Here is a 14,342-nt window from a genome sequence, read left to right as displayed (position 1 = left end):
GTGCAGCTCGACCGCACCATGCAGCTCAACGTCGGCGGCAACATGGACTTCCTCAACATGCTCGAGCGTGAGCGGCTGGAGTCTAAGAAGATCTCCAAAACCCAGGCCGTCACGTCGAACCTGCAGCGCGAGTTCAAGACCAAGGATGTGCACATCGGCCAGTCCGACCACGTCGGCTGGCTTGATGACCGCAAGTGGGCCTACGTCCGTCTCGAGGGCCGCGCCTTCGGTGACGTTCCGCTGAACCTGGAATACAAGCTCGAGGTGTGGGACTCGCCGAACTCGGCCGGAGTCATCATCGACGCGGTGCGTGCCGCCAAGATCGCCAAGGACCGCGGCATCGGTGGACCGGTCGTGGCGGCGTCGGCGTACCTGATGAAGAGCCCGCCGAAGCAGCTGCCCGACGACGTCGCGCGCACACAGCTCGAAGAGTTCATCATCGAGGGCTGAGTTTTTTCGATCGAGCGGTGAGGTCGCCCGGTGCGGCTTCGCCGCTCTTTCGTTTCTGGGGATGCTTCGTTTCACCGACACGACGCTGTGCGGGTGCTTAGCATCATGTCTCGATGAAGGTTCAGCCCGCCGCATTCCTGCGCACCACCCTGCCGCTGGATTTGTCCCGGCTCGACGATCTGGACAGCGGCCGGTACCACTCGATCTGGCTGCCCGACCACATGGTCAGCTTCTGGCCCGACTCAATCTGGGCTCCTGAATTCACCGATCTGGCAACCGTTTCGCCGTCGCCGCATCGCCACCTCGACGGGCTGGCGGTGGCAGCCGCGGCAGCGGCCCTCACCACGAACGTGCCGCTGGTCTCCGCGGTGGTCGACACCGTCCGCCGCCACCCCGCGATGCTGGCCCAGACTGCGCTGACCATCGACCATCTGGCCCGTGGCCGATTCGTCCTCGGGCTCGGCAGCGGAGAAAGCGAGAACACGCTGCCGTATGGGTTCGACTTCCATCGGCCCGTCGCCCGGTTCGAGGAGGCGCTGCGGGTGATCCGGCTGCTCTGGGAGAGCGACGGGCCGATCGACTTCGACGGTCAGTTCTACACGCTGCACCATGCGCGACTGGATACCGAACCCTACGAGGGGCGGTTGCCGCCGATCTGGATTGGGGCCAGCGGGCCGCGGATGCTCGACATCGCCGGCCGGTACGCCGACGGCTGGTGGCCGGCCGGCGCCTGGACTCCGGAGCACTATGCCGAAATGATCTCCGCGGTAAGGACATCGGCCGAACGCGCCGGCCGCGACCCAATGGCGATCACACCGTGCTTCATCCAGGTCTGCTTGATCGCCCAGGACGACGCCGCGCTGGACGAGATCCTGCAGGCACCCCTGGTCAAGGCCTTCCTGCTGCAGGTCTCTGCAGAGACGTTGCACGGCTTCGGTTTTGACCACCCGATGGGTTCCGGCTGGCGCGGCTTTCAGGACATCGACCCCGCGGTGCTCACCCGTGAGCGGATCGTCGAGTTCCTGGCTGCGGTGCGTCCCGAGATGCTGCTCGCCGTCGTGCCGCACGGCACCCCGAAAGAAGTCGCCAACATCATCAAGACATTCGTCGACGCGGGCCTGCGGGTGCCGAAGATTCTCGACTACGGCGCGATGGCCGGTCTCAGTTATGCCCAAACATCGACGGCGAATGTCCTTGCGGCCGAGGATGAATTACTGCAGCTGTGCGGAGACCTTCGGTGACTGCGAACCTGGATGCCGCCGTCTTGTTGACCGCCGCGACCGCGGAGACCGGCCTGAGCGACTACGGCGATCCCACGTTGCCGGAACGCTTCGCGGTGGCCGTCGAGCACCTCAATACGCTTGGCATGGACGATGCCGGCGTCGCCGCGGCCGCGCAGGTATGCCGATGGCTGCTGACCTCGCGGCTGGTATTCATCGAAGACCGCAATGCCTATCCGATCGCCGACGAGGTAATCGCGGCACCGATGTTCGTCACCGGCGAACCACGTTCGGGCACAACGCTGATGCACGCGTTGATGTCCGTCGACCCCGATGCACGGGCACTGCGGTTCTGGGAGGTGATGTACCCGTCGCCGCCGCCCGGCCTGGCCGCTGCGAACGATCGGCGGCGCGAACAGGCCGACTCCGATTGGCGCGAGATCAATGCCAAGATGCCCAAGTGGCTGCACAGCCACCCGTACAACGACATGCTCGGCGACGGCCTTGCCGAAGACGAACGCACCTGGGCGTTCGACTTTCGGGTGATGACGCCCACCGCATGGTGGCGGGTGCCCATGCAGTCGCTGGTGGGTGGGCTGGCCACCGACGCCACCGCGCAGTACCGGTTGCACAAGGCCATGTTGCGGCAGCTGCAATACCGCCGGCCGCAAAAGTATTGGGTACTGAAGGGTTTTCACGGGTTCCGGCTGAAAGAGATGTTCGAAACCTACCCCGATGCGACGTTGGTCTGGTTGCACCGCGACCCGGTTCAGGTCGCCGCGTCACGCACGATGATGATGGCCGACATCATGGACGGCATCGTGGGGCCCGTCGATTTACACGCCGAGGCCAAGAAGCATCTCGAGATGACCCGCGCCAGCATCGCCAACACGATGAGCAACCCGATGGTCGACGATCCGCGGATCCTGCACGTCCGCTACGCCGATTTCATCGCCGACCAGGTGGCGACGGTGCGGCGCTACTACGCGTTCGGCGGCCGTGAGTTGACGACGGAAGCGGACTCGGCGATGCACCACTATCTGGCCGACAACCGCGGCGACCGGCACGGCAAATTCCGCTACTCCACGCAGTTGCTCACCGACATCGGCGAAAACCTCGACACGCTGCACGAGGAATTCCGGCCGTTCCGTGAACGATTCGGCGTCGAGATCGAGAACCGACCGTGACCCACCCCCGTTTGTCGGTGCACAACGTCACCTTCTACGGCGACACCCTGGCCGAACTGCACAAGCACTGGATCGACCTCGGCGTCGGCCGGTTGAGCATCCTGGACAACCAACTACTGGATCCCGAGTTTCCAAAGCTGTTGCAGTGCAATGGGTACGCTGTCGAGGCCGTGTATCACCTGTTCAATGAGCCGACCGCGCTGATGCGGGTGATCGGGGCCGCGGCCGACGTCGGGGCGCGAACGGTCTACCTGCTCACCGGCGGGCGGGGCTCCCTCACCTGGTCGCAAGCGGCGCAACGGTTTTGCGAGATGGTCGGGCCTTGCCTTCAACGCGCACAGGACGCGGGTGTGGGGCTGGCGATCGAAAACGCTTCCAGCCTCTACGCTGATCTACACATCGCCCACACGTTGCGCGACACCGTCACACTGGCCGAGATGAGCGGGCTGGATATCTGCATCGACCTGTTCCACTGCTGGGCCGAAGGCGATCTCGACGCGTTACTGCAGCGAGCGCTGCCGCGCACCCGGCTGATTCAGTTGAGCGATTACGTGCTCGGCGACCGGATGCTGCCGGGCCGCGCTGTTCCCGGCGACGGCACCATCCCGATCGAGGCGTTCGTCGCCGCGGCGCTGGCGGGCGGCTACCGGCATGGGTTCGACCTGGAGCTGATCGGTCCACGCATCGACGAGGAGGGACGGCTTGAATCGGCCCGGCGAGCATGTGATGTCGTAGGGACGATGCTCACCAAGTTGGGTGCTTGAGAATGGCATACGGCGACGGCCGCGACGACGCCGCGCTGCAGGCGGCGTGGGCAGCGTTCTGCGATCAGCTTCGCCGCGCCGGCGAACAGGTCTTCAAGGACGCCAACGCCACTACGGGCACACAACGCGTCGACGCGTTCCGGTTCCTCACCCAAAACCTGGGCCAGGCATTCGATTTGGCGCTGGAAACCCACGACACCCGGTACCCGGCGCTGCATGCGTTCTGCGGCCCGACCCGCAAGCTCGGCGGTGACTGCGGCGACTTCACCTACCAGCAGGCCTGGATCAACGGGCATTCGACGTACCGGTTGACCGGCAGCCGCGGCACCGCACGCTTTTTCAATGTCACCGTGCAGGGCGCGCGCATACCCGGCCCCGGCGTGTTGCACGAACCGTTCGGTGACACACCGGAGGCCAACCTCGTCGGCGAGCAGCTCGTCGTTGGCGACGACGGACAGTTCGACCTCTATATCGGCGGGCCTAAACGCACACCCAACTGGCTGCCCACTACCCCGGATTCTCGAAAGCTGTTCATCCGTCAGGGTTTTGACCGTTGGGACGAGCTACCCGCGCAAATGCGTATCGAGCGGATCGATATGTCGTCGCCCAAGCCACTTCCCAACGCCGAAGAGCTGACCGCCGCGATGGACTGGGCCGGCGACTTCATCACGGGTCTGATGTCGGACTGGCCGGAGTTTCCCTTCACCTACGGCGGGGTGGACGCCGGTCAGCCGAACACCTTTCCGCGCGTCGATGCGACCGGCGCCGACGCCAAGCGCGGCCGGTCGGCGGCCAACATGTACTGGGAGCTGGGCCCCGATCAGGCGCTGATCGTCGAGTTCGATGCGCACGACGGGCTGTGGATGCTGACCAATATGGGTGTGTTCTTCAACAGCATGGATTACCTGTACCGCCCGGTCAGCTACACACCGAGCCGGGCCGCCGTCGACGCCGACGGCCGGGTCCGGCTGGTTATGGCGCATCGTGATCCGGGGGTGCACAACTGGTTGGACACCCAGGGATTCGAGCGCGGCAACCTGACCTACCGGCACATGCTCGAGGGCCGGCCCGCTGTGCTCAGCACTCGGGTTGTCCCATCCGAAGACCTGCTCGACGCCCTACCGCCCGACATCACGATGGTCACCGAGGCGCAGCGGGCCGCCGCGATGTGGGAGCGATTCCGCGGCATTCGCCGTCGCTACGTCCTTTAGTGTCGAGTGTCATGACCGACATCTCCGACGACGAACTGGTGGGGCTGTCCGAGTTCGCGCTGCTGCCCGAGAACGCCGAGCAGGCCGGCTTCACCGGCCCGCTGCCCACCGTGCGACGGGTCGAAGCCAACGGCATCAGCGCCCTGCAGTGGGGCGACGCCGCACCGCGGGCGGTGTTCTTCCACGGCGGCGGACAGAACGCGCACACCTGGGACACTGTGATCGTCGGTCTGGGTGTGCCCGCACTGGCGGTCGACCTGCCCGGCCACGGGCACTCGGCGTGGCGCGACGACGGGGACTATTCACCGCAGAACAACGCGGCAGCAATCGCGCCGGTGATCAACGACCTCGCGCCGGATGCCAAGCTGGTCGTCGGCATGTCGCTGGGCGGGCTCACCGCGATCGGGCTGGGCGCCATCGCCCCGCAGCTGGTGCGCGAACTCGTGCTGATCGACGTCACCCCGTCAGCGTTGCGGCGCTATGCCGAGATGACCACCGACCAGCAAGGCACCGTGGCGCTGGTGGCCGGGGAGCGCAACTTCCCCAGCTTCGACGCGATCCTTGAGGTCACCACCGCTGCGGCACCGCACCGCGATCGGAAATCATTGCGGCGCGGCGTGTTTCACAACTCCCGCCGACTGGATGACGGCACCTGGACCTGGCGCTATGACAGCATCCGCAAGATTCCCGACTTCGAAAGCCTCTGGGGCGACTTCGCCGGCCTGGCGGTGCCGGTCCGGCTGGTGCGCGGCGGGACGTCGGGCTTCGTCACCGACGAGGACGCCGACGAACTGGCCAGGCGTGCACAGCGATTCCAGGGCATTCAGGTCGTGGAGAACTCGGGTCACTCCGTGCAGAGCGACCAGCCCCTGGTGCTGACCGAGATCCTGCGCGGCGTACTCGCCGGCGGCTGAGTTACTCGGGCCAGCTGCTGCCGAGGATGTTGTCGACAAAGTTGTCGCCGATGAACGTCGGGTCAAAGCGTTCCAGGACATCGGCGTTGCAGGTGCCGAACGTGGATTGAGGGCGGTGCTTCATGCCGTCGTTGAAGGCCGCCAAGATCTGCCGCTTGAAATCGGGCCGCGGATGCGCGGCGGTAACCGCCGCAAGGTCTTCCGGGCTCAGGTCGTCGCGGCCGATCCCGAGCACATCGGTCTCGACGCCCGCGGTGACCAACGCCGTCTCGGGCGCCAGGAACTCCGGTACGCCCGGCGTCGTGTGCAACGCGATGCCCAACCACACCTTCGCGGCGTCGGCCTCGTCGATCTCGTGTTCGAGCAGAAAGTCACGAGCCGCGTTGGCGCCGTCAACCTCGAAGCGCAGTGTCGAATCGCGGTACCGCTCGGTGAGCCCGATGTCGTGGAACATCGCGCCGGCGTAGAGGAGATCGGGGTTTGGTTGCAGTCCGCGGCGCCGGCCCTGCAGCACCCCGAAGAGGAACACGCGTCGAGAGTGGTTGAACAGCAGATCGTTTTCGACGTCGCGGATGTGCGCCGTAATCGCCCGCGCCAACGGCGTATCGGGGATCTCGACGCCGGCGATACTGCCGGCCGCGGTACTGGACATTTGCCGCTGAGCTTATCCCGCAACGCGCCGCGCCTACGGTGGAAGCATGACTTCTTCCGACCGTCCGATCCGCATCGGCGTTCAGCTGCAGCCGCAACACTCCCCGACCTACGGCCACCTGCGTGACGCCGTGCGCCGGTGCGAAGACATCGGCGTCGACGTCGCCTTCAACTGGGACCACTTCTTCCCGCTCTACGGCGACCCCGACGGCGCGCATTTCGAGTGCTGGACCATGCTCGGCGCCTGGGCCGAACAGACCTCGCGAATCCAGATCGGCGCGCTGGTGACCTGCAACTCCTACCGCAATCCGGAGCTGCTGGCCGACATGGCCCGCACCGTCGACCACATCTCGGACGGCCGGTTGATCCTTGGCATCGGATCGGGCTGGAAGGAAAAGGACTACGACGAATACGGCTACGAGTTCGGCACCGTCGGCAGCCGGATCGAGGACCTGGCCGGCGCGCTGCCGCGGGTCAAGTCCAGGCTGGCCAAGCTCAACCCAGCGCCCACCCGCGACATCCCGCTACTGATCGGCGGCAAGGGCCCGAAGAGAACCCTGCGACTGGTTGCCGAGCACGGCGACATCTGGCACGGGTTCACCAGCGTCGACAGCTATCCGCAGGCGGCGGCCGTGCTGGCCGAACACTGCGCCGCGGTCGGTCGCGACCCCCAGACCATCGAACACTCCGCCGGCGTCAACAAGGACCAGGGCGGGCTGATCGCCGACGCGGAGGGGCTGGCCGCGCTGGGCGTGACGCTGCTGACCGTCGGGGTCAACGGCCCGGACTACGACCTCAGCGATGCCGAGGAGCTATGCCGGTGGCGTGATCGGGCATGAGGATCGGCGCGTCGAAGCTGGCCGCGCTGGTCGTCACCATCCTGCTGAGCTACAGCCTGGCTCCGGTTGCGCCGGCCGCGGCGGACAACAACCTGTGCAAGCCGTCGGGTAAAGACGGCGCGATCGCCTTACCGCGGAAGCTGGCCACCGCCCACCGGTCACCGGAAGACAAGTACACAACCGCCGACGTCGAGCCGTTGAATTCGGTCAACATCGACGCGCTGGGTCTGCGCACGCCGCGCACACTGATCGTCGGCACCCAGCCGGGAGGTCCGCCGACCAGCTGCCTGAACTCGGCCGGGCGCTTCACCGGCTATGACAACGAGCTGCTGCGGGCGATCGCCGCCAAGCTCGGCTTACGGGTGGTCTTCGCCGGTACCGAATTCTCCGGGCTGCTGGCCCAGGTCGCGGCACGCCGCTTCGACGTCGGCTCGTCGTCGATCATGGCCACCGAAGCACGCCGTCGCACAGTCGGATTCACCAACGGCTACGACTTCGGCTACCTGTCGTTGATCGTGCCGTCCGGTTCACCGATCGACAGCTTCGAAGCGCTGGGACCGGGGCAGCGGATCGGCGTGGTTCAGGGCACCGTCGAAGAGGCCTACGTGGTCGACACCCTGCACATCGAACCGGTGAAATTCCCCGACTTCACCACCGTGTACACCAGCGTGAAGACCCACCAGGTCGACGCGTGGGTGGCGCCGGCCATGGAGGCGACCAACGTGATGCGGCCCGGCGACACCGCCGTGATCGCCGCCTACACGTTCGGCCTCGGCAACTTCGTGGCCTACGCGGTGGCAAAAGACAACCAGCCGCTGATCGCCGCGCTCAACGCCGGCCTGGACGCCGTGATCGCCGACGGCACCTGGTCGCAGCTGTACACCGACTGGGTTCCACGCCCGCTGCCGCGGGGCTGGAAACCCGGATCGAAGTCGGCACTGACGCCGCACCTGCCGGATTTCGCGGCGATCGCCGAGCGCAATCACCGTTCGGTGGACGAGGTGCCCCCGCCCAAGTCGATCCTGGCTCAGCTGCGGGAGTCGTTCTTCGACTGGGACCTGTACAAGCAGGCCGTTCCGGCGATGCTGACCACCGGCCTGCCCAACACGCTGATCCTGACCGTGAGCTCGGGCGTGATCGGGCTGGTGGTCGGCATGGCGCTGGCAGTTGCCAGCATCTCGCGGACCCGTTGGCTGCGCTGGCCGGCGCGGGTCTACACCGACATCTTTCGCGGGCTGCCCGAAGTGGTGATCATCTTGCTGATCGGCCTTGGCATCGGCCCGATCGTGGGCGGATTGACGAACAACAATCCCTACCCACTGGGCATCGCCGCGCTGGGTCTGACAGCCGCGGCGTACGTCGGCGAGATCTTCCGGTCCGGCATCCAAAGCGTCGAGCCCGGGCAGCTGGACGCCTCGCGCGCACTGGGGCTGAGCTACCACACGTCGATGCGCATGGTGGTGATACCGCAGGGCGTCCGCCGGGTGCTGCCCGCGCTCGTCAACCAGTTCATCGCGCTGCTGAAAGGCTCCGCGTTGGTGTACTTCCTGGGACTGATCGCCGGGCAGCGCGAGCTGTTCCAGGTCGGCCGCGACCTCAACGCGCAAACCGGCAGCCTCTCGCCACTGGTGGCGGCCGGGGTGTTCTACCTGGTGCTGACCATCCCGCTGACCCACCTGGTCAACGTCGTCGACCACCGGCTACGGCACGGCAGGTCTGCCGGCGAGCCGGAGGATCCACTTGCATTGACCGCCGGCCAGGAGATGGTATGACGTCAGTATCGTTGGCGGGCAAGGGAATTCATCTCTCGTTCGGCCCCAATAAGGTGCTGCGCGGGGTGGATATCGGCGCGCCCGCTGGAAATACGGTCGCGGTGATCGGACCGTCGGGCTCCGGAAAGTCCACCCTGCTGCGCGTGCTGAACCGGTTGTACGAGCCCGACAGCGGCGACATCCTGCTCGACGGTCAGTCGGTATTGGACGACGATCCGAATACCGTGCGCCAGCGGATTGGCATGGTGTTTCAACATTTTAACCTTTTTCCGCACCTCAGCGTCCTCGACAACGTCGTGCTGGCACCGCGCAAGCTCAAGCGCCTGTCCGGCGACGCCGCCCGCGAGTTGGGGCTGGCACACCTGGACAGGGTTGGCATGAAACACAAGGCCGATAGCCGCCCGGGCGCCTTGTCGGGCGGCCAACAGCAACGAGTGGCGATCGCTCGCGCGCTGGCCATGACACCGCAGGTGATGCTTTTCGATGAAGCCACCTCGGCGCTGGATCCCGAACTGGTCAAGGGAATTCTGGCGCTGATCGCGGATCTGGGCTCCGAAGGCATGACCATGCTGGTGGTCACACACGAAATGGCTTTTGCGAAGTCCACATCCGACACCGTCGTCTTCATGGATCACGGTCAGGTGGTGGAAACCGGGCCGCCTGCGCAAATATTCGAGGCGGCGGCGACCGAGCGCCTGCAACGCTTCCTGTCGCAGGTCCTGTGACCGGCAAAGACGAATTCTAGGTCCCCGAACTGCAGACAGGTTAGACTGTCGAACTATGGCGGAAACTGAAGCCACCGTGCCCGAGCTCACGGAGCTGGCAGAGGGACTTCACCGCACCCTGTCCAAGCTGTTCGCGATCCTGCGCCGCGGCGATCGCAGTGTCGGCGCAGCTCAAGCAAGCGACCTCACGCTGGCACAGCTGTCGATACTGGTCACGTTGCTGGACCGCGGGCCGATCCGGATGACGGACCTGGCCGCGCACGAACGCGTTCGCACACCCACCACGACGGTGGCGATCCGCAGGCTGGAGAAAATCGGTCTGGTGAAGCGCTCGCGTGACCCCTCGGATCTGCGTGCCGTGCTCGTCGACATCACCCCGCGTGGCCTGGCCGTTCACCGGGAATCGCTGAGCAACCGGATCAGCGCTCTGGTCTCCTTGCTGAGCCAGCTCAGCCAGCCCGAAGTGGAGTCGCTGACCAAGGCTCTGGCGCCGCTCGAGCACCTGGCCGCCAGCGAATCGGTGGCCAGCCCGGCCGCCGCGTCCAACGGGGACGCCACCGCGTAAATCCTTGCGGCGCTTGAATGCCGGGGCGACCCGCTGCGCTCGGCTCCGCCGCGCTTGCGATCCCCCTTAAGCTGGCAACCATGCAGACTGCGCTCATCACCGGTGCCAGCCGCGGGATCGGCGCCGCCATTGCCGACGCACTGGCCCCTACCCACACCTTGTTGTTAGCCGCAAGGCCCTCGCCTACGCTGCAGGCCACCGCGGATCGGTTGGGCGCCACCGCGCTACCGCTGGACGTCACCGACACCGACGCAATTGCAACCGCTACCGCGGCGATTGGCGAGCTCGACGTGCTGGTGCACAACGCCGGGGTGTCCCATCCGGGCCCGGTCGCCGAGTCCACTGTCGACGAGTGGCGCACTACCTTCGACGTCAATGTTGTTGGTGCAGTTGCTGTTACGCTGGCTCTGCTGTCGGCCTTGCGCCGCGCGCAGGGTCAGGTGGTGTTCATCAACTCCGGGGCGGGGCGCAAGGCGTCGGAGAACATGGCGGCGTATTCGGCCAGCAAGTTCGCGCTAAGGGCGTTCGCCGACTCCCTCCGGCTCAGTGAACCGGCGCTGCGGGTCACCACCGTCTACCCCGGCCGCACCGACACCGACATGCAGCGCGAGCTGGTGTCTTTCGAGGGCGGCGAGTACGACGCGGATCAGTTCCTGCGTGCCGACACGGTGGCCGAGGCGGTCGCCCGCGCGATCGACACCCCTCCCGACGGGCATCTGCACGAGGTCATCCTCAGACCACGCGCCCGCTGACGATGCGGGCCGGAACGGCCCGAGAAACGAGGCGGGCTAGATCACGAGGTTGACCATTTTCCCGGCGACCACGATCACCTTCTTCGGTATCGCGCCGGCCAGGAACGCCTGCACCTTCTCGTCGGCAAGCGCCGCCGCCTCCACCGCATCCGCGTCGGCACTGGCCGACACCGTGATGCGGCCGCGCACCTTGCCGTTGACCTGGATCGGATATTCCACGCTGTCTTCGACCAGGTAGTCGGGATCGGCCACCGGGAAGGGGCCGTGGGCCAGCGATTCCGGATGGCCCAGTCGCTGCCACAGCTCCTCGGCCAGATGCGGCGCCAACGGCGCCAGCATCAGCACCAGCGGCTCAGCCGCCGCCCGGGGGACCGAGTCGCGGTGCTGTTTGGTGAGGTGGTTGGTGTACTCGATCAGCTTCGCCACCGCAGTGTTGTTGCGTAGTGCCGCAAAATCTTCGGCGACCCCGGCGATGGTGCGGTGCAACAGCCGCAGCGTATCGGTGTCCAGATCCGTGTCGTCGGTCACCCGTGCTTCGCCGGAATTCTCGTCGACCACCAGCCGCCACACCCGCTGCAGGAACCGGTGCGCCCCGACGACGTCCTTGGTGGCCCATGGCCGCGACGCCTCAATCGGGCCCATCGCCATCTCGTACACCCGTAACGTATCGGCGCCGTACTCGTCGCACATCTCGTCCGGGGACACCGAATTCTTCAGGCTCTTACCGATTTTGCCGAATTCCTGGAAAACCTCGATCTCCCCGTCCGGATCGGGATAGAAGAACTTGCCGTCCCGCTCGACGACGTCGGCGGCCGTCACATAAGACCCCCGGGCGTCGGTGTAGGCGAACGCCTGGATGTATCCCTGGTTGACCAGTCGTCGGTAGGGCTCGCGCGAGCTGACGTGTCCGAGGTCGTAGAGAACCTTGTGCCAGAACCGGCAATACAGCAGGTGCAGCACCGCGTGCTCGGCGCCGCCGACGTACAGATCGACGCCGCCGGGATCGTCGGGACCGTGTTCGGCGGGCCGTGGGCCCATCCAGTAGGCCTCATTCTCCTTGCCGCAGAACCGTTCCGCATTGTGCGGATCGGTGTAGCGCAGCTCATACCAGGAGCTCCCCGCCCACTGCGGCATGACGTTGGTGTCGCGGGTGTAGGGCTTCAGGCCGTCGCCGAGGTCGAGCTCGACGTGCACCCACTCGGTCGCCTTGGCCAGCGGCGGCGACGGTTCGCTGGCTGCGTCGTCGGGGTCGAACGACACCGGCGAGTAGTCCGGCACGTCGGGTAGCTCGACTGGCAGAGCGGCGTCGTCCAGCGCGTGGGCGCGCTCGTCGCTGTCGTAGACGATCGGAAAGGGCTCGCCCCAGTACCGTTGCCGGGCGAAAAGCCAGTCGCGCAACTTGTATTCGATGCGCGCCTTGCCGCGGCCCTCGGATTCCAGCCGCGCGGCGATGGCTTCCTTGGCGGCCGCGACGTTGAACCCGTTGAGGTAGTCCGAGTTGACCAGGGTGCCGTCTCCGACGTACGCCGCCTGCGAAATGTCGCCGCCGGCAATGACTTCGACGACCGGCAGCCCGAATTGGTGGGCGAACTCCCAGTCGCGCTGGTCGTGGCCGGGTACGGCCATGATCGCCCCGGTGCCGTATCCGGCCAGGACATAGTCGGCGATGAAGACCGGCACCTGCTCGCCATTGGCCGGGTTGGTCGCATAAGTGCCCAGGAATACGCCGGTCTTGGTCCTGTTCTCCTGACGCTCCAGGTCGGACTTCGCGGCGATCGCCTTCCGGTAGGCGGCGACGGCCTGCTCGGGGGTGCCGGCGGCGTAGGTCCAGCGCGAGTCCACTCCGGCCGGCCACTGCGACGCCACCAGCCGGTCGGCCAGCTCATGCTCCGGGGCCAGCACCAGATACGTTGCGCCGAAAAGCGTGTCCGGCCGCGTCGTGAACACCTGTAGGTCGACCGTTTCGCCATCGGTGGTGTCCGCCGAGAACAGCACCGCCGCGCCGGTGGACCGCCCGATCCAGTTGCGCTGCATGACTTTGACCTTTTCCGGCCAGTCCAGCACGTCGAGGTCGTCGAGCAGCCGGTCGGAGTAGGCGGTGATCCGCATCATCCACTGCCGCAGCCGCTTACGAAAGACCGGGAAGTTTCCCCGGTCGCTGCGGCCGTCGGCGGTGACTTCTTCGTTGGCCAGCACGGTGCCCAGGCCCGGACACCAGTTCACCAGCGAATCGGCCCGATAAACCAGGCGGTGCGCGTCGATGACGTCGGCACGCTCGCCTGCCGACAGCGCCGACCAATCCCGGTTGTCTTCCAATTGACGTGCACCGGAATCGAATTCGGCGACCAGTTCGGCTATCGGACGTGCCTTGCCGGCGGCGGTGTCGAACCACGCGTTGTAGATCTGCAGAAAGATCCACTGCGTCCACTTGTAGAACTCGGCGTCGGTGGTGGAGAAGCTGCGCCGGTTGTCGTGGCCGAAACCCAGCCGGCCCAGCTGGCGCCGGAAGTTGACGATGTTCGCCTCGGTACGGGTGCGCGGGTGGGTGCCGGTCTGCACCGCATACTGCTCAGCGGGTAGACCGAAAGCGTCGAAACCCAACGCGTGCAGCACATTACGGCCCAGCATCCGGAAGTAGCGCGCGTAGACGTCAGTCGCGATGTAGCCGAGCGGATGACCGACGTGCAGACCTTCGCCCGACGGATACGGGAACATGTCCTGGACGAACATCTTGTCGTCAGGAACCGGTGACCCGTCCGTCGGCGCCAGCGAACCCACCGGGTTGGGCACATTGAAGGTCCCCCACCGGGTCCAGTTGTCCTGCCAGGTGTGTTCGATGCGGCCGGCGAGGTCCGCGGTGTAGCGAAACCGCGGTGCGTCGGGGTCGGCCTGCTCGGCAGGGGCGATCGGGGAGTCGGTCACGCCCAACAGGTTATAAGGGCGGCGTCGAGCGACCCGCCGACCACCGACGGTCTCGTTTGGATTGCAGACCGGTCAGGGGTTTATCCCAGGTGTGTTCCAGGTCGGTTCCGGTGCTAGAAGTCGCCGTTTACCCCTGGTTACAGTCGCTTTCTGCGACTCCGACGACGACCCGAGCGACCTGCCGGACCAACTGGGAAGGACCGACTCTCATGAAGCAGACTGCCCGTAGCTGGCGAGTGACGGTCGCGGGTCTGGCCGTCGGTGCTGCCGGTGTGCTGGGCCTTGCCAGCCCCACCGCGTCGGCCGATCCGGCGTATCCACCCCGGCCCAACCCCGTTCCCGCCCCGATGCCCCAGGCCGTCGGCAATCC

At 66.2% G+C, this 14,342-nt stretch carries 12 protein-coding genes and 1 pseudogene; 11 read left to right on the top strand and 2 right to left on the bottom strand.

All coding sequences use genetic code 11. The features are described from left to right. From WAO18_RS02780 to WAO18_RS02755, 6 genes and pseudogenes are all read left to right on the top strand, one after another. A pseudogene (locus WAO18_RS02780) lies at window positions 1-450 on the top strand (inositol-3-phosphate synthase); the annotation flags it as partial. Between the two features lie 113 nt (window positions 451-563). Next, the gene (locus tag WAO18_RS02775) at window positions 564-1,691 is read left to right on the top strand and encodes an LLM class flavin-dependent oxidoreductase (protein ID WP_422203699.1); all 1,128 of its coding nucleotides are present in this window, start codon (window positions 564-566) and stop codon (window positions 1,689-1,691) included. Beyond that, a complete protein-coding gene (locus WAO18_RS02770; protein ID WP_422203697.1) occupies window positions 1,688-2,857 on the top strand; it encodes a sulfotransferase family protein in 1,170 nt (389 codons plus the stop codon). Before WAO18_RS02775 ends, WAO18_RS02770 begins: the two co-directional genes overlap by 4 nt. After that, window positions 2,854-3,621: a sugar phosphate isomerase/epimerase family protein gene (locus tag WAO18_RS02765; protein WP_422203696.1), complete on the top strand. Its 768-nt coding sequence runs from the start codon at window positions 2,854-2,856 to the stop codon at window positions 3,619-3,621. The genes WAO18_RS02770 and WAO18_RS02765 overlap by 4 nt, the downstream gene beginning before the upstream one ends. Before the next feature lie 2 nt (window positions 3,622-3,623). Next, on the top strand, window positions 3,624-4,832 hold the full coding sequence (locus WAO18_RS02760) for a DUF1214 domain-containing protein (protein ID WP_422203695.1): 1,209 nt from the start codon (window positions 3,624-3,626) through the stop codon (window positions 4,830-4,832). Between the two features lie 11 nt (window positions 4,833-4,843). Then, window positions 4,844-5,746, top strand: a complete 903-nt coding sequence (locus tag WAO18_RS02755) for an alpha/beta fold hydrolase (RefSeq protein ID WP_422203693.1) — start codon at window positions 4,844-4,846, stop codon at window positions 5,744-5,746. A 1-nt stretch (window position 5,747) separates the two neighbouring features. Here WAO18_RS02755 and WAO18_RS02750 read toward each other — a convergent pair whose 3' ends face one another. Next, window positions 5,748-6,398 (bottom strand): HD domain-containing protein, encoded by a 651-nt coding sequence (locus WAO18_RS02750; protein WP_422203691.1) that lies wholly within the window; start codon window positions 6,396-6,398, stop codon window positions 5,748-5,750. Window positions 6,399-6,444: 46 nt separating this feature from the next. Here WAO18_RS02750 and WAO18_RS02745 point away from each other — a divergent pair, with 46 nt between their 5' ends. The 5 genes from WAO18_RS02745 to WAO18_RS02725 all read left to right on the top strand — a co-directional run bounded on the left by WAO18_RS02745 (window position 6,445) and on the right by WAO18_RS02725 (window position 11,050). Continuing rightward, window positions 6,445-7,236, top strand: coding sequence for an LLM class F420-dependent oxidoreductase (locus tag WAO18_RS02745; RefSeq protein ID WP_422203690.1), 792 nt, complete (start codon window positions 6,445-6,447; stop codon window positions 7,234-7,236). Beyond that, window positions 7,233-9,008 carry an ABC transporter substrate-binding protein/permease gene (locus WAO18_RS02740; RefSeq protein WP_422203688.1) on the top strand — a complete coding sequence of 592 codons (1,776 nt, stop codon included), beginning with the start codon at window positions 7,233-7,235 and terminating at the stop codon, window positions 9,006-9,008. The genes WAO18_RS02745 and WAO18_RS02740 overlap by 4 nt, the downstream gene beginning before the upstream one ends. Continuing rightward, complete coding sequence (locus WAO18_RS02735) at window positions 9,005-9,733, top strand: amino acid ABC transporter ATP-binding protein (protein WP_422203686.1); 729 nt, start codon at window positions 9,005-9,007, stop codon at window positions 9,731-9,733. The genes WAO18_RS02740 and WAO18_RS02735 overlap by 4 nt, the downstream gene beginning before the upstream one ends. Window positions 9,734-9,788: 55 nt before the next feature. Beyond that, on the top strand, window positions 9,789-10,298 hold the full coding sequence (locus WAO18_RS02730; RefSeq protein WP_422203684.1) for a MarR family winged helix-turn-helix transcriptional regulator: 510 nt from the start codon (window positions 9,789-9,791) through the stop codon (window positions 10,296-10,298). Between the two features lie 80 nt (window positions 10,299-10,378). Then, entirely contained in the window at window positions 10,379-11,050 is a 672-nt protein-coding gene (locus tag WAO18_RS02725; protein ID WP_422203682.1) for an SDR family oxidoreductase, read from the top strand. Window positions 11,051-11,086: 36 nt separating this feature from the next. Here the strand turns inward: WAO18_RS02725 and leuS are convergent, their stop codons facing one another. Beyond that, window positions 11,087-13,972: a leucine--tRNA ligase gene (gene leuS, locus WAO18_RS02720; RefSeq protein WP_422203680.1), complete on the bottom strand. Its 2,886-nt coding sequence runs from the start codon at window positions 13,970-13,972 to the stop codon at window positions 11,087-11,089. Between the last annotated feature and the right edge of the window lie 370 nt (window positions 13,973-14,342).

Origin of the sequence: Mycobacterium sp. (assembly GCF_049278535.1) — a bacterium.
Lineage (GTDB): Bacteria > Actinomycetota > Actinomycetes > Mycobacteriales > Mycobacteriaceae > Mycobacterium.
Note: the sequence above shows the minus strand (reverse complement) of the source record. Positions and strands in the feature narration are given on the sequence as shown.